General features: G+C 61.5%; 20 protein-coding genes and 4 pseudogenes. 23 read left to right on the top strand and 1 reads right to left on the bottom strand.

Features of this window, described 5'->3' with window-relative positions; all coding sequences use genetic code 11:
* Window positions 1–16: 16 nt before the first annotated feature.
* The 14 genes and pseudogenes from ACZ75I_RS12065 (at window position 17) to ACZ75I_RS12000 (ending at window position 13,019) form a co-directional block, all read left to right on the top strand.
* Window positions 17–1,072: a VirB8 family type IV secretion system protein gene (locus ACZ75I_RS12065; RefSeq protein ID WP_164092760.1), complete on the top strand. Its 1,056-nt coding sequence runs from the start codon at window positions 17–19 to the stop codon at window positions 1,070–1,072.
* Window positions 1,069–1,848 (top strand): TrbG/VirB9 family P-type conjugative transfer protein, encoded by a 780-nt coding sequence (locus tag ACZ75I_RS12060; RefSeq protein WP_032954280.1) that lies wholly within the window; start codon window positions 1,069–1,071, stop codon window positions 1,846–1,848. The genes ACZ75I_RS12065 and ACZ75I_RS12060 overlap by 4 nt, the downstream gene beginning before the upstream one ends.
* The gene (locus ACZ75I_RS12055; RefSeq protein ID WP_164092761.1) at window positions 1,845–3,098 is read left to right on the top strand and encodes a TrbI/VirB10 family protein; all 1,254 of its coding nucleotides are present in this window, start codon (window positions 1,845–1,847) and stop codon (window positions 3,096–3,098) included. The genes ACZ75I_RS12060 and ACZ75I_RS12055 overlap by 4 nt, the downstream gene beginning before the upstream one ends.
* A 14-nt stretch (window positions 3,099–3,112) precedes the next feature.
* A complete protein-coding gene (virB11, locus tag ACZ75I_RS12050; protein WP_005417233.1) occupies window positions 3,113–4,156 on the top strand; it encodes a P-type DNA transfer ATPase VirB11 in 1,044 nt (347 codons plus the stop codon).
* A gap of 3 nt (window positions 4,157–4,159) precedes the next feature.
* Window positions 4,160–4,637 (top strand): annotated as a pseudogene (locus ACZ75I_RS12045) (lytic transglycosylase domain-containing protein); the annotation flags it as partial.
* A gap of 579 nt (window positions 4,638–5,216) precedes the next feature.
* Window positions 5,217–5,621, top strand: coding sequence for a TrbC/VirB2 family protein (locus tag ACZ75I_RS12040; RefSeq protein ID WP_005417229.1), 405 nt, complete (start codon window positions 5,217–5,219; stop codon window positions 5,619–5,621).
* Window positions 5,614–5,922 carry a VirB3 family type IV secretion system protein gene (locus tag ACZ75I_RS12035; RefSeq protein WP_005417227.1) on the top strand — a complete coding sequence of 103 codons (309 nt, stop codon included), beginning with the start codon at window positions 5,614–5,616 and terminating at the stop codon, window positions 5,920–5,922. Before ACZ75I_RS12040 ends, ACZ75I_RS12035 begins: the two co-directional genes overlap by 8 nt.
* A gap of 80 nt (window positions 5,923–6,002) precedes the next feature.
* Window positions 6,003–8,444 carry a VirB4 family type IV secretion/conjugal transfer ATPase gene (locus tag ACZ75I_RS12030; RefSeq protein WP_472957945.1) on the top strand — a complete coding sequence of 814 codons (2,442 nt, stop codon included), beginning with the start codon at window positions 6,003–6,005 and terminating at the stop codon, window positions 8,442–8,444.
* Window positions 8,441–9,268, top strand: coding sequence for a hypothetical protein (locus tag ACZ75I_RS12025; protein ID WP_061480703.1), 828 nt, complete (start codon window positions 8,441–8,443; stop codon window positions 9,266–9,268). The genes ACZ75I_RS12030 and ACZ75I_RS12025 overlap by 4 nt, the downstream gene beginning before the upstream one ends.
* A gap of 76 nt (window positions 9,269–9,344) precedes the next feature.
* Complete coding sequence (locus ACZ75I_RS12020; RefSeq protein ID WP_258009486.1) at window positions 9,345–10,454, top strand: TrbL/VirB6 family protein; 1,110 nt, start codon at window positions 9,345–9,347, stop codon at window positions 10,452–10,454.
* Window positions 10,455–10,498: 44 nt separating this feature from the next.
* Complete coding sequence (locus ACZ75I_RS12015; RefSeq protein WP_095377172.1) at window positions 10,499–11,047, top strand: DUF4189 domain-containing protein; 549 nt, start codon at window positions 10,499–10,501, stop codon at window positions 11,045–11,047.
* 116 nt (window positions 11,048–11,163) lie between these two features.
* Window positions 11,164–11,742 (top strand): DUF4189 domain-containing protein, encoded by a 579-nt coding sequence (locus ACZ75I_RS12010; RefSeq protein ID WP_428702163.1) that lies wholly within the window; start codon window positions 11,164–11,166, stop codon window positions 11,740–11,742.
* A 156-nt stretch (window positions 11,743–11,898) separates the two neighbouring features.
* A complete protein-coding gene (locus ACZ75I_RS12005) occupies window positions 11,899–12,423 on the top strand; it encodes a DUF4189 domain-containing protein (protein ID WP_005417214.1) in 525 nt (174 codons plus the stop codon).
* A 407-nt stretch (window positions 12,424–12,830) separates the two neighbouring features.
* Window positions 12,831–13,019, top strand: coding sequence for a DUF4189 domain-containing protein (locus ACZ75I_RS12000; protein WP_233282216.1), 189 nt, complete (start codon window positions 12,831–12,833; stop codon window positions 13,017–13,019).
* A 170-nt stretch (window positions 13,020–13,189) separates the two neighbouring features.
* Here ACZ75I_RS12000 and ACZ75I_RS11995 read toward each other — a convergent pair.
* Window positions 13,190–13,273, bottom strand: a pseudogene (locus ACZ75I_RS11995) (transposase); the annotation flags it as partial.
* A 68-nt stretch (window positions 13,274–13,341) separates the two neighbouring features.
* Between ACZ75I_RS11995 and ACZ75I_RS11990 the strand changes: the two are divergent.
* The 9 genes and pseudogenes from ACZ75I_RS11990 to ACZ75I_RS11950 all read left to right on the top strand — a co-directional run.
* A pseudogene (locus ACZ75I_RS11990) lies at window positions 13,342–14,129 on the top strand (type IV secretion system protein); the annotation flags it as partial.
* Between the two features lie 20 nt (window positions 14,130–14,149).
* Window positions 14,150–14,680: a DUF4189 domain-containing protein gene (locus ACZ75I_RS11985; RefSeq protein WP_472957944.1), complete on the top strand. Its 531-nt coding sequence runs from the start codon at window positions 14,150–14,152 to the stop codon at window positions 14,678–14,680.
* Between the two features lie 644 nt (window positions 14,681–15,324).
* Complete coding sequence (locus ACZ75I_RS11980; RefSeq protein WP_312548106.1) at window positions 15,325–15,861, top strand: DUF4189 domain-containing protein; 537 nt, start codon at window positions 15,325–15,327, stop codon at window positions 15,859–15,861.
* A 209-nt stretch (window positions 15,862–16,070) separates the two neighbouring features.
* Window positions 16,071–16,303 (top strand): annotated as a pseudogene (locus tag ACZ75I_RS11975) (type IV secretion system protein); the annotation flags it as partial.
* Window positions 16,280–16,582 carry a DUF4189 domain-containing protein gene (locus ACZ75I_RS11970; protein WP_472959060.1) on the top strand — a complete coding sequence of 101 codons (303 nt, stop codon included), beginning with the start codon at window positions 16,280–16,282 and terminating at the stop codon, window positions 16,580–16,582. The pseudogene ACZ75I_RS11975 and the gene ACZ75I_RS11970, both read left to right, overlap by 24 nt.
* A 99-nt stretch (window positions 16,583–16,681) precedes the next feature.
* The gene (locus ACZ75I_RS11965) at window positions 16,682–17,221 is read left to right on the top strand and encodes a DUF4189 domain-containing protein (RefSeq protein ID WP_180870695.1); all 540 of its coding nucleotides are present in this window, start codon (window positions 16,682–16,684) and stop codon (window positions 17,219–17,221) included.
* A 516-nt stretch (window positions 17,222–17,737) separates the two neighbouring features.
* Window positions 17,738–18,274 carry a hypothetical protein gene (locus ACZ75I_RS11960; protein ID WP_032954278.1) on the top strand — a complete coding sequence of 179 codons (537 nt, stop codon included), beginning with the start codon at window positions 17,738–17,740 and terminating at the stop codon, window positions 18,272–18,274.
* 57 nt (window positions 18,275–18,331) lie between these two features.
* Window positions 18,332–19,339 carry an XVIPCD domain-containing protein gene (locus ACZ75I_RS11955; RefSeq protein WP_049438157.1) on the top strand — a complete coding sequence of 336 codons (1,008 nt, stop codon included), beginning with the start codon at window positions 18,332–18,334 and terminating at the stop codon, window positions 19,337–19,339.
* Between the two features lie 97 nt (window positions 19,340–19,436).
* Complete coding sequence (locus tag ACZ75I_RS11950; protein ID WP_472957941.1) at window positions 19,437–20,705, top strand: hypothetical protein; 1,269 nt, start codon at window positions 19,437–19,439, stop codon at window positions 20,703–20,705.
* Window positions 20,706–20,747: the final 42 nt, after the last annotated feature.

Below are 20,747 nucleotides of genomic sequence, written 5' to 3'. Positions count from 1 at the left end.
CAGTACGGAAGAATCCATGTTCCGCAAGAAGGATCCCGGCAATAGTCCCAAGGTCGAGCAGTCGGTCGCCAAGGCGGTCAGCTACGAGATCACCGTGGCCGACATGGCACGCCGCAGCGAGCGGCGCGCGTGGTGGGTCGCCACGGGCTCGTTGTTGATGTCGCTCGCACTGGCGGGTGGCTACTACTACATGCTGCCGCTGAAGGAGAAGGTGCCGTTCCTGGTGATGGCCGATGCCTACACCGGTACGGCGACCGTCGCGCGGTTGAGTGGCACCTTCCAGGGCGAAACGATCACCACCAACGAAGCGATCAATCGCAGCAACGTCGCCCAGTACGTGCTCGCGCGCGAATCGTACGACTCGGCGGTGATGGGGCTGCGTGACTGGGAACTGGTGTTCGTGATGTCGAGCAGCCCGGTTGCTCAGAGCATGCGTATGCGCTACGCGGGAAGTAACCCCCAGAATCCGTTTGTGATGTATGGCCGCGAAAAAGCCATTCGCGTAAAGATCCTCAGCATCACGCCGTTGGGGGCTGAGCCGAACGGCAGCTTCCGCGGTGCGTCGGTGCGCATCCAGCGCAGCCTGTTGGACAAGCGGACCGGAGCATCCAGCTACCTTGACAACCAACTGGTGACGATGCGCTTCGAGTACAACCAGAACCTGGCGCTGTCCGAACAGGATCGCATCCTCAATCCGCTGGCGTTCCAGGTCACCGAGTACCGCGTCGACAACGATTACTCGCGTGGCGTGCCGGTGCCGGATGACGGCGCCATGCAGGCACAGGCGCAGCAGGCCGCGCAGGCCGCGCAGCAGGCGCAGGGTGTCTACGATCCCAACAATCCGGCCGCGGCCACCATGATCGACCCGGCCACCGGCCAGCCGGTCGCGGTGCCAGCCAACGGCCAGGTACCGGGCCAGGCAATGCCGGGACAGCCTGTACAGGGCCAACCGATGCCGGGTCAGCCGGTGCAGGGGCAAGCAATGCCGGGGCAGGCCATGCCCGGACAGCCGGCCATGAGGCCGGCGCAGAACAATTCCACCGGAACTGCTGATGGAGCAAGCAACCGATGAGTAGTCGAAATATCAGGGGAAGCGCGCTGGCGCTGCTGTCGATGTTGTCGTTGCTGTTCTCAGCAGCGGCGATGGCGCAGGCGGTTGACCACTACGAGTACGAGAAGGACCGCATCTATCCGGTTCGCACCGGCCTGGGCCTGACCACCCAGATCGAGTTGAGCCCGAACGAGAAGATCCTCGACTACAGCACCGGCTTCAGCAGCGGCTGGGAACTGACCCGCCGCGAGAACGTGTTCTACCTCAAGCCGAAGAACGTCGACGTCGACACCAACATGATGGTGCGCACCGAGACCCATTCCTACATCTTCGAACTGAAGGTGGTGGCCACCGACTGGCGCCAGCTGGAGCAGGCTCGTCGCGCGGGCGTGCAGTACAAGATCGCCTTCGTCTATCCGAACGACACCGTGTTCGGCGTCGCCCAGGAAGCGGTCGAGGAAGAGGCCAAGCCGTTGTTGAGCTCGGAACTGGCCAAGGACCGGCAGTACAACTTCAACTACTCCTATTCCACCAGCAAGGCGAAGAAGATGGGGTGGCTGATCCCGGTCAATGCCTACGACGATGGTCGTTTCACTTACCTGAAACTGCCGAATTCGCCGGAGTACAAGACCGGCATCTTCCCGGCGGTGTTCGGTCGTGAAACGGAATACGGTGAAGACTTCGTGGTCAACACCACGGTTGAAGGCAATACGCTGATCGTGCACGGGACCTACCCGTACCTGGTCATCCGCCACGGCGACTTCGTCGTCGGCCTGCGAAGGAACGTGAAGAAATGAGCCAGCAGAACACTCCCGGAAACGACCCGAACAACGGACGCGACGAGAGCCAGAGCCCGTACGGCGCACAGGGTGCCGCGGACGCGCCTTCGAATCCCTACTTCGGCACGACCCAGGCCGAGCCCGCGCCGGATCTGGATGCGGCCGCGCCGCAGTTGCGCTCGGCCGAAGAGCAGCGGCTGAACCGAAAGGCGCTGCTGTTCCTCGGTGGCATCGTGCTGTTGCTGATGGCAATGGGCTTCCTGCTGTTCCGCAAGGGGCAGGATGATGCGACCGAGCAGAACAAGCCGCGGGAAGAGGCGCGTGCGACGACACCACAGCTGCCGAGCGTAGGTACCGCAGCTGATCCGGCGCCGCCGGTGGCTGTTGCCGATCCGATTCCGATGCTGCCGCCTGCGCCCCAGCAGGAAGTGCCTATGCCCGGTTTTCCGTCGGCGAGCAAGCGAGACGAAGATCGCGGGCCGACGTTGATGGACCGGCGCATGGGCAGCGGTTCCGGGGTAGGGGGTGGTGACGCGGGCGCGTCGTCCGGCAGCCAGAACTCTGACTACAACCAGGCGATGATCGCTGCCATGCAGGCAGCAGCAAATCCTCAGCCCCAGCCGCAGAAGGTCCGCCGTGGCCCCGACGTGGAAAATGTCTCCAATGCCGCCTATATCCGTAGCCCTGACGCGCTGCTGGTTCGTGGCACGTACCTGAGATGCGTGCTGGAAACGCGGATCATCACCGACGTGGCCGGCTACACCTCGTGCCTGCTGACCGAGCCGGTGTACTCGATCAACGGCCGTAACCTGCTGCTGCCGAAGGGCTCCAAGATCTATGGCGCCTACGGCGGTGGTCCGATCGGCAAGCGCGTGGAAGTGATCTGGGATCGCATCACCACCCCGAACGGCATCGACGTGGCCATGTCCAGCCCTGGCACGGATGGCCTGGGCGGGGCAGGCCATCCTGGACAGTACAGTGCGCACTGGGGCAGCCGTATCGCCTCGGCGCTGATGATCAGCCTGATCGCAGACGCCTTCAAGTACGCCGCAGCCGAGCACGGTCCAGAGTCGACAACGGTCGCCAGCAACGGCTTTGCCGTGCGCTCTCCCTACGAGAGTGCAACCGCTCGCACCATGGAGCGACTTGCCAATGAGGCGCTCAGCGAGCGCCGCCCGCCGACCGTGACCATCAACCAGGGCACCGTGGTGAATGTCTACGTCGCCAAGGACGTTGATTTCACCAACGTGCTGAATCCCCGCCGGTAACCCAACGAACGATCATGGACGCCGAAGTGTCACCCCTCGCCCTCGTCTCCAGCGATTTCCTGCGCTATCAGTACGAAGTGCTGGGCATCGCCGAGTACATGACCTCTCCGGAAGTGACGGAAATCTGCATCAACCGTCCCGGTGAGCTGTACCTGGAAACCCGGGCGGGGTGGCAGCGGGTGGAGGTGCCGAGCCTGACGTTCGAGCGGGCCCGGCAGTTCTGCACGGCGGTGGTGAACGAGAGCAACACCGGCCAGCGCATCACCGATGCCGATCCGGTCGTGTCGCTCACGTTCCCCACCGGCCAGCGTGCACAGTTCGTCATTCCGCCCGCGTGTGACGCTGGCAAGGTGTCGATCACCATCCGTCTGCCGTCCAAGCACACCAAGTCGCTCACGCAGTATCACGAAGACGGCTTCTTCAACCAGATCCTGGAGAGTGATGGCAGCATCAGCGAGCAGGATCGCGAGCTGCTGGAGCTGCGCCATTCGCGCGAGTACGCCGAGTTCTTCCGGCGTGCGGTGATGTACCGCAAGAACATCGTGGTATCCGGTGCGACCGGTAGCGGCAAGACCACCTTCATGAAGGCCTTGGTCAACCATATCCCGGACAATGAGCGCCTGGTCACCATCGAGGACGCGCGCGAGTTGTTCCTGACCCAGCCCAACGTCGTGCACCTGTTGTACTCCAAAGGCGGACAGAGCACCAGCAATGTGACGGCCAAGAGCTGCATGGAGGCCTGCCTGCGCATGAAGCCCGAACGCATCATCCTGGCCGAGCTGCGCGGTGACGAGGCGTTCTACTTCATTCGCAACTGCGCGTCCGGCCACCCGGGGTCGATCACCAGCTGCCACGCGGGCAGCCCGGAGCAGACCTGGGACCAGCTGGCATTGATGGTGAAGGCCTCGACCGAAGGTTCGGGCCTGGAATTCAACGTGATCAAGCGACTGTTGATGATGACCATCGATATCGTCGTGCATATCAAGGCGCATGCCGGCTCGCGCTACATCACCGGCATCGACTTCAATCCTGGGCGTGCCCAGGGGCAGGAGGGCTGAAGGATGCTGCCAGGACTGGAAATGATGGCGTGCCCGGAGATGGCCGTGTCGATGGATGTGATGCAGCACGTCATCAACGTCGAATCGTCGCGCAATCCCTACGCCATCGGCGTGGTCGGCGGTGCACTGGTGCGCCAGCCCAAGGCGTTGGATGAAGCGCTGGCGACGGTGCGCATGCTGGAAGAGAAGGGCTACAACTTCTCGATCGGGCTGGCCCAGGTCAATCGCTACAACCTGGGCAAATACGGGCTGGATTCCTACGAGAAGGCCTTCCAGCAGTGCCCGAACCTGCAGGCCGGTTCGCGCATTCTCGCCGAGTGCTACAAACGCTCCGGTGGTGACTGGGGCAAGTCGTTCAGCTGTTACTACTCGGGCAACTTCGAGACCGGCTTCCGTCACGGCTACGTGCAGAAGATCTACGACTCGATCCGCCGCGGCCAGCAGGTTGCCAGCAATGGTGTTGCGCCGATCGACGTGGTCAGTCGGGGTGAGCGCCGCGCGGTGAAGGTCGAGCATCACCCGCAGCTCGCTTCGCCGGCGCAGGCGCGCATCGTTGCTCAATCCAATGGCCCGGTGTACGTGCCGTCGGAAGATCCCGCACGCGCCTATGTCGTGTACCCGTCCACCGGGGCGATGGCGCGGGGTAGTTTGCTGAATCTCGCCGACCAGGCGCTGTCCAAGGTGGTGCTGGGTTCGGTGGACAGGATGATGCAGCCTCAGGCGCAACCCAGCCAAGGGGCCGCCTATCCGCAGCAGCAGGCCGCTGGCATGCCGCAGCAGCTGCCGCAGCAGGGTCCCGCACAGGCGATGGCCATGCCGCAGCAGTTGCCGGGCGCCGCCGGTGCCAGCAATGAGGGGCCCGTGATGCTGCGGCCCTGGAGCGAGCGTAACCAGCCTGTGGCAGGTGCCGACAATTCATTCAACGCGCCGGTGCAGGCTGCGCCGGTGCAGCAGATTCCCGCAGGGGATGCGGCCTTCGTGTTCTGACGAAGTCGTGGTGCGGCCAGTCCCCCGGCTGGCCGATTCAGTTGTGTTAGTCCATCAACAAGGAAATCAATCCATGAAGCGATCCAATCTCGACCTCGTCCAGGCCCAGCGCACGCTGAAGACCCTGCTGATGGCCACCCTCTTTGTTGGTGCGCTGTTCGCTCCGGAGGTCTTCGCCAATCAGGGCGGCGTCAATTATGGTGGCACCGAGAAGAAGGTATGTGGCTTCTTCGACAGCATCAATGGTCTGCTGAACATGGCCTCGATCGCCGTGGTGACCATTGCCGTCATCTTCGCCGGCTACCAGATCGCCTTCGCGCACAAGCGCATTGGTGATGTGGCCCCGATTCTGATCGGTGGCGTGCTGATCGGTGCCGCTGGCCAGATCGCACGTATGCTGCTGGGTGACGACTATGGCACCTGCGAAGGCAAGACCGCCATGCTGATCCAGCAGGCTGTCCAGTATTACAGTGCATAAGAACGTCGTCTTCCGCGGCTGCACACGTCCGGCAATGTTCCTGGGCGTTCCCTACCTGCCATTCTTCATGGTGGCAGGTGGGTTGCTGCTGCTCAGCATGTATACGAACTTCTGGTTCCTGCTCACCATTCCGGTGGCGGTCTTCATCATGCGGCAGATGGCCAAGCGTGACGAAATGATCTTCCGCCTGTTGGGCCTGCGCCTGCTGTTCAAGCTGAAAGTCCGCAACGTGCAGGAACACGATGGCATGTGGGTGTTCAACCCCAACCATTACCGCGACAAACCGGCCCGAATGGACTGAGGTCCGGATCCGGCCCGCGGGCGCAAGCGTCCGTCGGGTCTGTTGAAACTTCTTGGCAGTACCTCTTTGGAAGCAGTCGTATGTTCAGCCCTGACACCTCCATCAGTGAGTTCATTCCCCTGTCGACGCATGTCGCCCCGAACGTGGTAAAGACCACGGGTGGCGACTACCTGTTGACCTGGTACCTGGAAGGACTGCCGTTCGTTGGTCGCGAGGAATGGGAGCTGGAGCACCGGCACAATACGTTCAACCGCCTGCTGCAGACGCTGAGGGCGCCGGATTTCGTCAATGTCGCCTTCTGGGTGCACGACATTCGCCGTCGCCGTACGTTGAAAGGCAAGAGCCACTACAAGCAGCGCTTCAACCAGGACGTGTCCGACCAGTACATGGGCATGCTGTCCTCGCAGCGCATCATGCAGAACGAGCTGTACCTCACCATGATCTACCGCCCGGTCGTAGCCGGGAAGCGCTTCGTGGAAAAGTCGGCGAATGTCGAGCGCCTGCAGGCCGAGCAGGAGCAGGCCATCGAGAAGCTGATGGAACTTGCCGGCAACGTCGAGGCCGTGATCCGCGACTATGCGCCGTACCGCCTGGGCATGTACGAGGCCAAGAACGGCGTGGTGTTCTCGGAAACGCTGGAGCTGTTCGGTTACCTGATCAATCGCATCGACGAACCGGTGCCGGTGCTGTCGGCGCCAATCAAGGATTACCTGCCGGTCAGCCGGCATATGTTCTCGGCCAAGACCGGTGACTTCGTCATCAATACCCCCAATGGTGCCAACCACTTCGGCGCCATCCTGAACATCAAGGAGTATGCCGAGGGGACTTACCCGGGCATTCTCAACGGCCTGAAGTACCTGGACTACGAGTACGTCATCACCCATTCGTTCAGCCCGATGGGGCGTCAGGACGCGCTCAAGGTGCTCGACCGCACAAAGGGCATGATGATCTCCTCAGGCGACAAGGCAGTCAGCCAGATCGTCGAGCTGGACCAGGCGATGGACCAGCTGTCGTCGGGAAATTTCGTACTGGGCGAGTACCACTTCATCATGGCGGTCTACGGCGACAGCCAGGCCAAGCTGTCGCAGAACGTGGCCACGACGCGCGCCGAGTTGTCCAATGCGGGTTTCGTGTCGACCAAGGAAGACCTGGCGGTCACCTCGTCCTTCTATTCGCAGCTACCGGCCAACTGGCGCTATCGCACCCGCCTGGCCAATGTCAGCTCGCTGAACTTCCTGGGGCTGTCGCCGCTGCACAACTTCGCGACCGGCAAGCAGCACAACAACCCGTGGGGCGACTGCGTCACCACGCTGCAGACCACCAACGGCCAGCCGTACTACTTCAATTTCCACGCGACCCATCCGTCGGAGAACTCGCTGGGCGAGAAGGCGATCGCCAACACCATGGTGATCGGCAAGTCCGGTACCGGTAAGACCGCGCTGATCAACTTCCTGCTCAGCCAGGTGCAGAAGTACGAGCCGTCGCCGACCATCTTCTTCTTCGACAAGGATCGTGGTGCGGAGATCTTCGTCCGTGCCTGCGGTGGCAACTATCTGGCCCTGGAGAACGGCGCGCCGACCGGCTTCAACCCGTTCCAGTGCGAGAACAATGAAGCCAACGTGCAGTTCCTGGCCGACCTGATCAAGGTGCTGGCCGGCAAGCGTGAGTACAGCGCCCGCGAGGAAGAGGACATCTACCGCGCAGTGGAAAGCATGCTCGATACGCCGATGCACCTGCGCAGCATGACCAACTTCCAGAAGAGCCTGCCCAACATGGGCGACGATGGGCTCTACGCGCGCATGCGCCGCTGGACCTCGGGCAATTCGCTGGGCTGGGTGTTCGACAATCCGGTCGACACCGTTGATCTGAGCAAGGCCAACATCATCGGCTTCGACTACACCGACATCATTGACAACCCCGAAGTACGCGTGCCGGTCATCAATTACCTGCTGCACCGCCTGGAGTCGCTGATCGATGGTCGTCCGCTGATCTACGTGATGGACGAATTCTGGAAGATCCTGGACGGCGAGGGTGGCCTGAAGGAATTCGCGAAGAACAAGCAGAAGACCATCCGTAAGCAGAACGGTCTGGGCATCTTCGCGACGCAGAGCCCGGAGGACGCGCTGAAGAGCGATATCTCTGCCGCGCTGATCGAGCAGACCGCCACGCTGATCCTTCTGCCGAACCCGAATGCCAGCAAGAGCGATTACATGGACGGCCTGAAGCTGACCGAGGCCGAGTTCAAGGTGGTTACCGCGCTCGACGAGCGCTCGCGCTGTTTCCTGGTCAAGCAGGGCCATGCATCGAGCGTCTGCCAGCTGAACCTGCGCGGCATGGACGACATTCTGTCGGTGATCTCGGCGTCGACCGACAACATCGACATCATGCATCGGGTGTTGCAGACCGCTGCGGTCTGCAACCGGATCACCGTGGATGAGCTTACGCCGGAACAATGGCTGGAAGATTTCTACAAACATCGAAAAGGGTCCGGGAAGCGGGCCGAGCAGGAGGAGACGGCATGAAGACGCTCGCTCAGACGAACAAGGAAACCGCCATGACAACTGAATTCCGCCGCACTCCGGTGCGACGCAGGCGCTTCGCGCCGATGATGGCCGCAGTGTTGACCTTGGGCATGACCATCAGTACAGGCACCAGTCCCGCGCAGGCGATGACGGTCTATGACCCGTTCAACTGGATCATGAATTTCATGCAGGAGATGAAGGCCGGTCAGGAATATCTTCAGACTGCGCAGCGTTGGAGTGAAACGGCTCAGCAGTACTCCAAGACCATCGACAACTGGATGTCCAAGCTCCAGAACTGGACCCAGATCATTGCTTCGCCGCTGATGCCGCCGACTCCCGCGTTGACGAAGATTCCCGAGAACTGGAACGTGGCCGAGAAGTGCGGTGGCGATTCCATGATCAGCATGAATGGTCTGATGGCAGTGCTGAACATGAGCCCGGGCGGTGACATCGGCGCGCAGCAGCGTGCGATCTGCTCTTACATCCAGGTGCTTGAGAACAAGAAGTACAACGAGACTGTCGAGGTCGTGCAGATGTCCATGCCGGCGATGGAGCAGATGCTTCAGCAGCTGCGTCGGATCCGCAACGCGTTCAAGAATGAAGGCGCACTGCAGGAGGATATTTCCAACAATACGGCAACCTCGGTTGAGCTTGAGAAGGCCTTCAAGAAGTGGGAGACCACCATCAAGGTCTACGACCAGCAGATCGCTGCCTTGCAGGGGCGGCAGAAGAATCTGGCCGAGCGTGCGTTGCGGGGCGAGCGCAACCCGATTGGAAGTGTCATCAAGGCCGGCGCGCTGAAGGCCGCGCTCTCCACCAAGTGAATCACGTGCGCAACGCACTCCAGCAGGGCCCCGACGCGGGGTGGGTGATGTGATGAGTCAGGGAATGATGCACGGTATGGTGTTCAATGATCTGTTGCACGGCACGTTGTTCGCCTCGGTGGGCGACTTCTTCTTCTTCCGGCTGATCCTGGAATATCTGCGCGAAGAGATCACCAATTTCGGCAACGGTATCCTGAGCCGGATGATGACCTGGGTCGGCACGATGGCCCTGGTGCTGATGACGCTGTGGGTGCTCATCCAGGGCTTCCGCATCGTGACTGGGCGAAGCCGTGACTCGATGGCTGCGTTGATGACGAACATGGCACGGGCGGCACTGATCGTTACGGTCGCTACGTCGATGGCCATGTTTGGGACCAAGCTGCAGAACTTCCTGACTGGCGATGTGCAGGACCAGATCACCTATATCGTGACCGGAAAGAAGTCGACCGCCGAGGAACTGATTGACAAGAACCTGGGCTATATGCAACTGGCGCTCACGTCGGTGAGTGTGCTGGATGTTGCCGGCGACGTAACGCTGGATAGCGCAAAGACCCGTGCGATGTGGTTCATTGGGCTGGGCACCGGCGGACCGGCCGTTACGGCGGGCGCCATGCTATTGCTGTACCAGATCGCCATGTCATTGTTCATTGGTTTTGGTCCGCTGTTCATTCTCTGTCTGCTGTTTGAGCAGACAAAGTCCCTGTTCCAACGATGGTTGTTCTATGGCATCGGCACCATGTTCTCGATGGCGGTGCTGGCTGCGATGACCGGCATTGCCATGGAAATGGTGGCGCGCGTGGCGGCTTCGTTCTGGGGCGCGTCTGCGCTGGGTGCACTGCTGGGGTCGAACCTGACCGAGGGCATGAGCAGCATGGCGCTGCAGCAGGGCGGCATGGGCCTGATCCTGACGACGCTGATCCTGACTGCGCCCCCAATGGCCGCGATGTTCTTCCAGGGCACCCTGGGTACCTTCATGGCATATTCGCAGATAGGTGGTAGCCCGGTAGCGCAGGCGCCCAGCTCAAACGGCCAGCCGCCGGGTAGTTACATGCCGCCTCAGACTTCTAATGCGGAGAAGCATGTTTCACCACCAGTAACCTATGCAACCAGTGGAAGGTCTATAGGTGAAGGCGGGTCTAGCGGAAGTCTTGGGCCTGGTACGCATGGCAAGGCTGCTGGAAGTTAGTTGAGGCTTGCTCAGCGCATGATTCAAGGATTGGAGTAAACACTATGATCAAGTTCTTTCTTGCGGCCGCGCTGCTGATAGCCCCTTTTTCCGCTCTGGCGGAGGGGAGATGTCCCCCTGGGCAGTACCCTGTTGGAGGGCAGGGCGTCGGCGGGTGTGCGCCTATTCCTGGCGGAAGCAGCTCTCCCTCCACTGGATCTTCTGCGCCGGTTCCGGCCGGGAAATGGGAGACGCGCTGGGGAGCCATCGCTGAGGACAAAAAACCAGCAACTGGTGGCTTGATGGCAACCGGTGTTTCCGTATCCCAGAAATCGAAGCGAGCTGCGGAAGCGGCGGCGATCGACGGATGTGTCCGACGAGGAGGGACCAAGTGTGAGATTCGTTTGAGCTATCACGATCAATGCGCCGCAATCGCCGATCCGTCGCCCCGCTCGGGCGGAAGGGCTGCCGGAAATTCAATCGTTGCCAGCGCTGAAACACTTGACGAAGCTCAATCGCTCGCGTTGAAGGAATGCGCCTCTGTGAATGATGGAGGAGCGTGTGAAGTGGCCTACTCGGCCTGCAGCATGTCGGAGTTCAGGGCGTATCGCTGATCGCCAGTTCTGCGTGAGGGCTGTCAGCAGTTATTCATGCTGCACCGGAAGGTGGCGTTACTTGTGGCCGCATCTGCTATGGCTGTGATGTTGTTCCGAGGCGTCTGGGAGACTTCATGCATGTTCGCAGATGGCTGGAAATTGAGTTCGGGCGTGGCTGTATGATCATGACTGGTCGGTTGATGCAAGCGGTCATCGCAGCAATGTTCTCTCTAGCATTCTCATCCGCAAGTGCAGAAGGGAACTGCCCTCCCGGTATGTATCCGATTGGAGGGCAGGGAGTACAGGGCTGCGCGCCAATTCCAGGAGCCAGTTCTGGGGGCAGCGCTACGATTCCTACTCCTCCGCCCAGACCATTGGGTGAGTGGGTTAAGACCTGGGGCGCACTCGCTGGCTCATCCAGCGGTTCGGAGGGGGGCGCATCTGTAGGTGAACCCAGTGAGCGTGCTGCGAAGAGGGCCGCGATTTCGAATTGCGAGAAGAACGGTGGACGTTGCAGAATCGAGTTCACCTACCAGAATCAATGTGTGGCCGCTGTCACCTCGGAACTGGCATCCACCGGTACGCAGTACGCCAGTTCGGGGACGGTGGAGAGCGCCGGGGAGCAGGCCATGCGTGACTGTCAGGCAGCAGGCGGGGCGCATTGCAGGATTATTTACTCGGAATGTTCCGCGCCGGTCTTCCGCAAGTATTGAAAGTGTGTCCAGGCGGCGCTCGAATGCCTGGTGGCTTTAGGGGAGCGTATGTTGGTGCAGGCTGGTACGCCGCCGTCGCTACCTTCACGCGAGTTGCTCGGCAGTCAGAGGTACATGGCCGCTGCCTCCGTTCTTCAATGTCGTCCTGGATGACTGATGCGGTACTTTGTTGGAATGCTGGCAGTGCTGGCTTCGTTCTGGTCCTCGCCGGTAGCGGCTGAGGGCAACTGCCCGTCTGGTTTCTACCCAATTGGCGGGCAGGGTGTCAGCGGGTGCGCTCCGATCCCTGGTGCGAGCAGCGTCTCTTCCCAGCAACAGTTGCCATCGCCCCCGCCGCAGCCGACAGGGCGTTGGCATAAGACCTGGGGCGCCGTTGCCATGGGTGAAAAGGGGGATACGGGAGTTGCAAAGCAGAAGTACTCCCGCGAGGAGGCTGAGCAGGAAGCGCTAAGTCAATGTGCGACGTCGGGTGCGCGAAACTGCGTGGTCAAGATCTCGTATGAGAACCAATGTGTGGCGATTGCATCTCCCACTGCTTCCCAGACCGGCGCCCATATCGCCCGAGATGGCAGCATTGCCAAGGCCGGTGCTGTGGCGCTTTCGGGTTGCAAGAAGCAAGGAGATTTCGGGTGTGAAGTTATGTACTCCGAGTGCAGCGATCCCATCTTTGAGAGGTTCTAGAAGCACTCCTGTCGCTGCGAATTTTCTTTGGGGCATGCCAACCTGGTTGTGGCTGCGGCACGAGTTGCATTGACGCAATCGGATTTCGCGAGAGCTGCGGATACAGGCTTTGGAGCTGTGGACCTTGGGCAGCCATAGCCTCGCGCGGTACTGGAGTACTGGTATGAGACGCGTTGTACCGTTGTCCCAAATGGCTTCATTCTTTCTGGTGCTTCTTGCATGCGATGCTCGTGCCGAGGGGCGGTGCCTGCCGGGACAGTACCCGGTTGGAGGACAGGGTTTAGGGGTGTGCTCCGATACCCGGAGACAGCAGCCAAGCTGGCCAAGCGGCACAGAGCGGTCCGATCGCGACTGGGCGCTGGATCAGGACCTGGGGCGCGATAGCCGGGGCAGCAAGCACCGGTGATGTGGGTGCCTCGGTAGGCCAGGGAACAAAGAGTGAAGCGATATCGGAGGCGCTGGAACGCTGTGGGAAATATGGCGCGAAAGGCTGCAAGATCGATACGACCTGCAGAAATCAGTGTGTGGCATATGCTGATCCTTCCCCTGGCAGTAAGGGTACTGCTCGGAACCTGTTTTTGAGTCCTTCTAGCTGAGTCAATTCAGGGTACTTGCGGCTTCGCCGAATCGCCCGGGTCGCAGGGCAACAGTGAGACTGTCGTTTCGCTGAGCCTTGGCTGACGCTAGTAGTTAACCTTATGAGCGGCGGTGCGAGAAAGAACTGAGATCGAGCCCGCATTTTGTAGCTGTGCTTTGGCCCGTCTTAGCGGCACAGCTCCTTGATCGGGGTGCCAGCGGCCGCCTGCTTCAGGAAGCCAATAATCTGCTCGTCGGTGAAACGCTTCTTCATGTCCGTCCTCGGTATGGGGACGGACTCTACTTAAGTTAGGCTGGCCCTGGAAACCGGGGGCACGTCCCACCTATATCGTGACCGGAAAGAAGTCGACCGCCGAGGAACTGATTGACAAGAACCTGGGCTATATGCAACTGGCGCTCACGTCGGTGAGTGTGCTGGATGTTGCCGGCGACGTAACGCTGGATAGCGCAAAGACCCGTGCGATGTGGTTCATTGGGCTGGGCACCGGCGGACCGGCCGTTACGGCGGGCGCCATGCTATTGCTGTACCAGATCGCCATGTCATTGTTCATTGGTTTTGGTCCGCTGTTCATCCTCTGCCTGCTGTTTGAGCAGACAAAGTCCCTGTTCCAACGATGGTTGTTCTATGGCATCGGCACCATGTTCTCGATGGCGGTGTTGGCTGCGATGACCGGCATTGCCATGGAAATGGTGGCGCGCGTGGCGGCTTCGTTCTGGGGCGCGTCTGCGCTGGGTGCACTGCTGGGGTCGAACCTGACCCAGGGCATGAGCAGCATGGCGCTGCAGCAGGGCGGTATGGGCCTGATCCTGACGACGCTGATTCTGACTGCGCCCCCAATGGCTGCGATGTTCTTCCAGGGCACCCTGGGTACCTTCATGGCATATTCGCAGATAGGCGGTAGCGCCGTGCCGACCTCGCCGGGTCCAAATGGGCAGCCGCCGGGTTCTAGTGGGTCGAGCGGGGGGGGTATATGCCTCCGGTTCCCACCAATTCGAGGGCCTCAAGTCAGGTTCCGGTTCAAGATGCAACCCCTAGATTTGGAGGCGCGACCACTGAATCTCCGATTCAGAGTGGGCAGCGCGGCAATGCTGGAACAATGAATTCGTAACTCTTCGGGAATTGGAGGCCATGATGCGAACGACTTTGACCTACATAGTTCTCGTTGTATTGTTGTTGTGCGTACACTCCGCATCAGCAGAGGGTGGCTGCCCCCCGGGGTCGTATCCGATTGGCGGGCAGGGTGTCCAGGGTTGTGCGCCAATTCCTGGTGCAGTTGGTGGAACGGCTTCTGCCTCTGCTCCCGCTCCTGCTCAGCCATTGGGGGAGTGGTTGACGAGATGGGGAGCCGTGGCTGAGTCGCCTACGTCAAATCTCGTCGGTACCGCAGCCAATGAGTCCAGCGAGCGGCGTGCGGTGGCTGCGGCGATCAAGAAGTGTGCCGCAGAGGGTGCAAAGGACTGCAAGTCTTCGGTTACCTATTACAACCAATGCGTTGCATTCGCTGTGCCGTCCTCAGGAAAGGGGCAGGGCTCCCTGGATACGGCGGTGGACGCAGAGACCGTCGCTAGAAATGCGATTGGTCATTGTCGGGATACCGGAGGCGGAAAGTGCGCCGTCGTCTATTCCGAATGCTCCTTGCCCGTCTTCCGGAAGTATTGATAAGGCTTCAGATAGGTCAGCAGAAAAATTGGGAATTGATCGTCAGATTAGCGTGAGTGGGGTTGCGCTCTTGTCAGTACCTCGAATGCCAGTGTTTCCATGAGATGCCGCTAAAAGAAGGGCGCAGAACGGGAAGCTGTGTAAGAATGCGCCGCTTTTGGGCGCGTGATCACAGGGGCGGCATGACTTTCTTCAATTGGTACGCTTTGTGGATCACCCTGAGCGGGGGAAGCACGTACTTCCTGTCTGGCATGGATCCAGTCTGACGCAGAGGCTACGGGGGCCGCGCAAGGGAGCTGCAGGAACGAATCATCGTGCGCACTGACTGCGCCCCCAATGGCTGCGATGTTCTTCCAGGGCACCCTGGGTACCTTCATGGCATATTCGCAGATAGGTGGTAGCGCCGTGCCGACCTCGCCGGGTCCGAATGGGCAGCCGCCGGGTTCTAGTGGGTCGGGTAGTATGTTTACGCCTCCGGCGCCAGCTTCGAACTCAAGTACCGGTGTGTTGGCCAACCAGAGTGCGACACCTAGGCTCCAAGGTCAGGGCGAAGTGCAATCTACTTCAGGCCCAGGTTTGCGGGGCAATGCTCCCTCCGGCAACACTTGATTGATCAAAATTGTCGTCAATGGAATCCCGTCCTGATGAAATCCGTGTTGCCTGCATTGATGGTCCTGATGGTTGGAACTGCTTGGAGCATTGATTCCGCCTTGGCGGAGGGGAATTGTCCGCCTGGCTTCTATCCCATAGGTGGCCAAGGGGTGCAGGGTTGTGCGCCGATTCCCGGGGCAAGTGGCGGTGGTACAACCGCCCCTGTTTCACCGCCTCAACCTTCCGGTGAGTGGATCACCACTTGGGGAGCGATTGCCACCTCCAAGCGCACTTCCGATGCTGGTGTATCCACTGGTCAGCGAAAGAAAAGTGGCGCGGAAAAAGAGGCGCTTGGCAAATGTTCCTCGGCGGGTGCAAAGGATTGTCAAGTGGTGCTTGCCTACTTCAACCAATGTGCCGCGTGGGTGGTGCCAAGTGGACAGACGGGGCGGGGAGGTTCTGGCATAGGAAGAGGGCCAACACTTGAGCTGGCGGAGCAGGAGGCGCAGAAGGGCTGCACAAATGACGAAGCTGGGGCCTGCAAGGTCTTTTACACTGACTGCACAAAGCCCATATTCAGGACTTACTGAAACAGTAGAATTGAATCTGTTCTGAGGACCTCGGGACTTTACATATGAAGCGTCAGATCTCGCGCTTCGGGGAGGAGACAGGTTTGTGTGCGGATGATTTGATGGCTGAGCCTCTACTATATTGAGTTCGCAATCACTTCGGTGAGCCAGCGGAAGTTATTGTAGATGTACTCAGACCAGGTCAGCGCGTGTCGCGGACAGATCATCGGCTTGGTAACGGTGGACCGGCCGATACAGCAGGCGCATGCTGTTGCTGTACCAGATCGCAATGTCATTGCTCGTTGGTTTAGGTCCGCTGTTCATCCTCTGCCTGCTGTTTGAGCAGACAACGTCCATCTTCCAGCGTTGGTTGTTCTATGGCATCGGCACCGTGTTCTCAATGGCGGTGTTGGCTGCGATGACCGGCATTGACACGGAAATGGTGGCGCGCGTGACGGTTTCTACGGGGCACCGGTCAAATAAGGAGGCGGAACGCAAAGCCGTCTCAGAATGTGCTGCCAGCGGAGCAAGCGATTGCAGGGTCAGCATGACCTGTTTCAATCAGTGCGTTTCCTGGGTCATCCCGAGCGGAAGGACCGGAAATGGCCTGTCAGGAATTGGCACCGGTCCGACTCCGGGTGATGCCGAGCGGGCTGCTCAGGGAGTCTGCAAGAATGACCAGCCGGGAGCCTGTGCTCCCGTGTATGCAAATTGTACCGAGCCCTTGTTCAGGAAGTACTGAAATGGCCGTGCTCGGGATGATTGCATTGACGCGGATACGGGAACGCGCCTTCGAAATGATTCCGACGAGACTAGGCACACTTTTATTTTGAGGCTCTGCATGCGTAATTGGACACTCCTTCTGGGGCTAATTGTCTTCCCCGCAGCAGCATTCGCTGAGGGGAACTGCCCGCCTGGCTTCTACCCGATTGGAGGACAGGGTGTTCAAGGTTGTGCACCGATTCCTGGGGCTGCGGCGTCAGTCCCTCCCTCACAAGCCCCAAGGCAGGCTCCTAAAGGTGAGTGGGAGAAGCGATGGGGAGCTATAGCCGAGGGCGCGGTTTCCTCACAGGGAGGGAGCAAGCCAACGGGCACAGCGGTTTCCCAGAGAACCGAGAGTCTGGCTCAGTCTGTCGCGTTGGACGCGTGCAGGAAAGCTGGAGGTGGCAGTTGTCGAATTACTATCTCGTACTACAACCAATGCGTCGCGATCGCTGATCCGGTCGGGGCGCTGAATCCTGGAGCGATCACTGTTTCGTGGCGTGCAGAAACAGTAGATTTGGCCAAACGTAATGCGCTGCGTGAATGTCGCGGGGATCGCAATCAAGCTTGCGAAGTTGTGTACTCAGCCTGCAGCTTGCCGGAATTTCGTGCCTATTGATGCTACGTAGCAGTCAGAGGTCATTTCGTCTTGTCTAGCAGGGCGCGCTTGAGTCCGATGATCTTTTATCGCTAGAGACCGCAGGACATATCTCGCGGCGGCTGAACTTCAGAGCATACTTTTGCTATACGGCACGAGAGCATTCTCCGATCTGCAATCTCTGCAGGACACCTACGTGGACCCGTTTTGCTGAGTGGGCATTCATTCACGTTAGCCGCGCTTTTTCTGTGATCAAGTGCGCTTTTCATCCCAAGCCCCCTTCGACGAGCGCTGCCTCCTCGAAGTAAGCTGCGTGCGCGTCAAAATCCCGACGCGCCGGTGCCATCGAACGCAGGAGCTTTTCCGTCCATGAGGACTGTGTCCCCCCGCGGTGCGGGTGACGCTTGCCACCATCGCGGTTGCCGTGGGCTCGGGGCTATCATCCGCCATGGCGGCCGCCGGGCACGTGCGGGGCACCGCCCCGTTTCCGGCCTCCGCTCGGGAACTGGCAAGACGGGATTGAAGGAGTTGCAGGGGATGGAGAAGGGGAGTGGCGTACACATGGACAATGCCTTGGCGTTCGTTCCGTCCGGCGCGAACCTGCTGGAAGCCGTGCGCGGTGATCTGACTGGCAATGGTTTCCAGGACCAGCTCCTGGTGATCGACCAACCTCCTCCGGAGGGCTTGCTGCCCGGCGAGCACGGGCCCAACCGGGTGCTGTTGTTGCTGCTGGGCGACGCCACGGGCCGATGGCAGTTGGCGGCGCGCAACGACAAGCTGGTGCCGTGTTCCACCCGGGGAGGCATTGCCGGCGATCCCTTCGCCTACGTGACCATCGAGGATGGTGCGTTCAGTGTGATCACCAACGGCGGCAGTCGCGAACGCTGGAGCAGCGTCTACACGTTCCGGTATGCACCTGCCGAGCAGGCGTGCTGGGTGCATGGCGTGCAGCGCAGGGTGGTCGACACCGAGACCGAAGCCACCCATACGCGTGACTTCTCGGCCGCCGAACTTGGCCGGGTGCGGTTCGAGGATTTCGATCCGTCCGTCGTCGCCGACGTCAGCTTGCCCTGAGTGCCATGCCGGTGAGGAGGCGGGAGTACCCAACGATGATCGAGCAGGAGTTTCACCGTGTCGCAGGATAGAGAGTCGCAGCTGTTGCGGCAGGCCACGGAGGCCGGCATGACCTCGTCCCGGGAACTGGCCAACTTCATGGCGCAGGCCGGGCACGAGTCCCGTGGCCTGAGCCGGCTCAATGAGAGTTTCAACTTCACCCGGGGTATCTCGCAGATCCCGGTGGAAGCGGCGTGGCGCAATGGCAATGGTGCGCTTGAGAGCGCGCGCCAGGAGGCGCTGCGTGGCCGCCCGGAAAACCTGGCTGAGCTGATGTATGGCGGGCGCATGGGCAATGACGCGCCTGGCGATGCGCTGAAGTATCACGGCCGTGGCTATCTGCCTCTGGTCGGCAAGGAAAATTACGAGCGCGCCGGCAAGGCGCTGGATCTGGACCTGGTGAATCACCCGGAACTGGCCGCGCAGCCCGAGCACGCAGGCCGCATTGCCGTGTGGCAGTGGCAGACGCGGGTGCCGGAAGCGGCGCGCGAGGACGTGCGCGAAGCGACGCGCGCGATCAATGGTGGCCTGAACGGCATCGAGGCCCGCCAGCAGCGATTCGAGGCGTGGCAGCAGAAGCTGACGCCTGATGTGATGGCACGGCTGGAGCGGGGCGAAGTCGGGGCGCCGGCCCAGCAGGCCACCGTGCGCGACATGTCGCAGCCTGGCGCGCCGGGGCATGCCCTGTTCCAGGGCGCCCGCCACCATCTGCAGCAGATGGGACCGCAAAGCGGTCTGCGCAGCGTGCAGGAACTGGACAATGCCGCCGGCGCACTGGCGCTGAGCGCGCAGAGGGCGGGGATGTCGCGCATCGATCATCTCCTGGCTGGCAACGACGGCCGCACGTTGTTTGCCGTGCAGGGCGCGCTGGGTGACCCGGCCATGCTGCGGGCTTCGGTCGAGCGCGAACAGGCGGCACAGCAGCCGCTGGCACAGAGCAGCCAGCAGTTGGCCGCCAACGTCGCCCAGCAGGACCCCGCGGCCGCGCTCGCCCGCGAGCAGGAGCAGCGCTCTCGATCCCTGTAGCACCTGATGCCGGCGGGCAGAGTGCCCGCAGGCGCTTTACGTACGACGCGTGGCGCCCTGTGGCGCCGACATGGAAACCCACTCGTAAGGACACCACATGCGAATCGTTCCCTCGAATACCCGGCACGCCGCTGCCCGCTGCACTGCATCCGTGCGCTGCCTGCCGCCGGTCTGGCTGTTGTCACTTGGACTTGTCGCGGGGGCGGCACAGGCTCAGGAGGCAGCGGCACCTGTGGTGGAGACGCCCCCCGCTGCCGAGGCTACCGTTGAGGCGCCTGCGGAGGCGGCGCCCGTTGCCGCGCCCGCGGCGGCCGACGCCGTTGTCGTGGCGCCGACGCCCGAGGTGTCGGCTGCCGTGACACCCCCTGCGACCCCTGTGGTGGACGCGCAGCCGGCGCCGACTGCGGATCCGGCGCCGGCGCCCGTTGCGCCCGCAGCGGCGGCGCCTGTGGCTGCACCGCCTGCCGCCGTCGAGCCAACCGTTCCCGCGGTAGCCCCCGCTCCGCCCGCATTGGCCATCGTGCCGTTGCCGCCCGAGCAGGCGACCGAGCGGGCGCTCGGTGCTCGCTGCCCGGTGGATCTGGCCGGGCGACTGGCGACCCAGGGCGACCTGCTGATTGGCGCCTGCCAGGGCACGATGCCGGCGCATCTGGCCGCGTTGCTGGTCGCGCTGCCCGTGCAGGACATCCACCTGCCGCGCAGCTGGCGCGAGCGTGAGGTGCGGCAGAAGGCCTGGTTCAAGGCTGTGCCGGGCTACGGCCAGCGCCCGGACTTCATCGTGCGGATGGGCGACATCTGGGTGCGTTCGCTGGAAGGGCGCGACGCCGACAGCACGTTCTATCTGGTGTCGGCGCCGTTCACCTGCAGCGACCAGGTTGCCAACCGGGATGAGTACGGCGCGGAGCCGGTCCGCGTACCCGCAGGTGATTGCCGCGAGGCTTATGTGGCCCAGCGTCTGTACCAGGTCCGCGGCGATGCGGCGCCGCGGGATGTGACCGCCGATGCCATGCCGACGATGCCCCCGGTCACGGAGGCCGATCGTGCGCGCCAGCTGTCGCGTGAGGGCCGGATCAGCCTGGACCACAGCAAGCTGCAGTACGGCCCGGCCATGCGCTGGTTCGTGCAATACCCGGAGTCGGCGCAGAAGGGTGGTCCGCGCGCCTACAGTGACTGGAACCGTGAGCACATCGCGTTTGTGGTCTGGACCGGTGATCGCTTCGAGCTGCGCGAGAAGGTCGCGCGCGCGCAGTGGCCCTGTGATCCGGTAGCACCCGGCGATCGCGCCTGTGGCGGATTCCCGGATTCCGGGCCCGATCTGTTCGTGACGGCCGGAGCATCCGTGCCACTGGCAGCATCCAGCCCCTGAGCCTGAGTTTCGAAGTGATGCGGGAGCCGGGCTGACCGGCTC

The sequence above is a fragment of the Stenotrophomonas sp. X genome, assembly GCF_055721025.1.
This window is presented reverse-complemented; position numbering and strand designations above follow the sequence as displayed.

Coding starts and splice junctions, on each gene's coding strand:
- ACZ75I_RS11980 (WP_312548106.1), top strand. CDS start 15,325: ATGAAATCCGTGTTGCCTGCATTGATGGTCCTGATGGTTGGAACTGCT.
- ACZ75I_RS12010 (WP_428702163.1), top strand. CDS start 11,164: ATGCATGTTCGCAGATGGCTGGAAATTGAGTTCGGGCGTGGCTGTATG.
- ACZ75I_RS12020 (WP_258009486.1), top strand. CDS start 9,345: ATGGTGTTCAATGATCTGTTGCACGGCACGTTGTTCGCCTCGGTGGGC.
- ACZ75I_RS11960 (WP_032954278.1), top strand. CDS start 17,738: ATGGAGAAGGGGAGTGGCGTACACATGGACAATGCCTTGGCGTTCGTT.
- ACZ75I_RS11985 (WP_472957944.1), top strand. CDS start 14,150: ATGATGCGAACGACTTTGACCTACATAGTTCTCGTTGTATTGTTGTTG.
- ACZ75I_RS12055 (WP_164092761.1), top strand. CDS start 1,845: ATGAGCCAGCAGAACACTCCCGGAAACGACCCGAACAACGGACGCGAC.
- ACZ75I_RS11965 (WP_180870695.1), top strand. CDS start 16,682: ATGCGTAATTGGACACTCCTTCTGGGGCTAATTGTCTTCCCCGCAGCA.
- ACZ75I_RS11950 (WP_472957941.1), top strand. CDS start 19,437: ATGCGAATCGTTCCCTCGAATACCCGGCACGCCGCTGCCCGCTGCACT.
- ACZ75I_RS12040 (WP_005417229.1), top strand. CDS start 5,217: ATGAAGCGATCCAATCTCGACCTCGTCCAGGCCCAGCGCACGCTGAAG.
- ACZ75I_RS12015 (WP_095377172.1), top strand. CDS start 10,499: ATGATCAAGTTCTTTCTTGCGGCCGCGCTGCTGATAGCCCCTTTTTCC.
- ACZ75I_RS12005 (WP_005417214.1), top strand. CDS start 11,899: ATGCGGTACTTTGTTGGAATGCTGGCAGTGCTGGCTTCGTTCTGGTCC.
- ACZ75I_RS11970 (WP_472959060.1), top strand. CDS start 16,280: ATGGTGGCGCGCGTGACGGTTTCTACGGGGCACCGGTCAAATAAGGAG.
- ACZ75I_RS12025 (WP_061480703.1), top strand. CDS start 8,441: ATGAAGACGCTCGCTCAGACGAACAAGGAAACCGCCATGACAACTGAA.
- ACZ75I_RS12030 (WP_472957945.1), top strand. CDS start 6,003: ATGTTCAGCCCTGACACCTCCATCAGTGAGTTCATTCCCCTGTCGACG.
- virB11 (WP_005417233.1), top strand. CDS start 3,113: ATGGACGCCGAAGTGTCACCCCTCGCCCTCGTCTCCAGCGATTTCCTG.
- ACZ75I_RS12065 (WP_164092760.1), top strand. CDS start 17: ATGTTCCGCAAGAAGGATCCCGGCAATAGTCCCAAGGTCGAGCAGTCG.
- ACZ75I_RS12060 (WP_032954280.1), top strand. CDS start 1,069: ATGAGTAGTCGAAATATCAGGGGAAGCGCGCTGGCGCTGCTGTCGATG.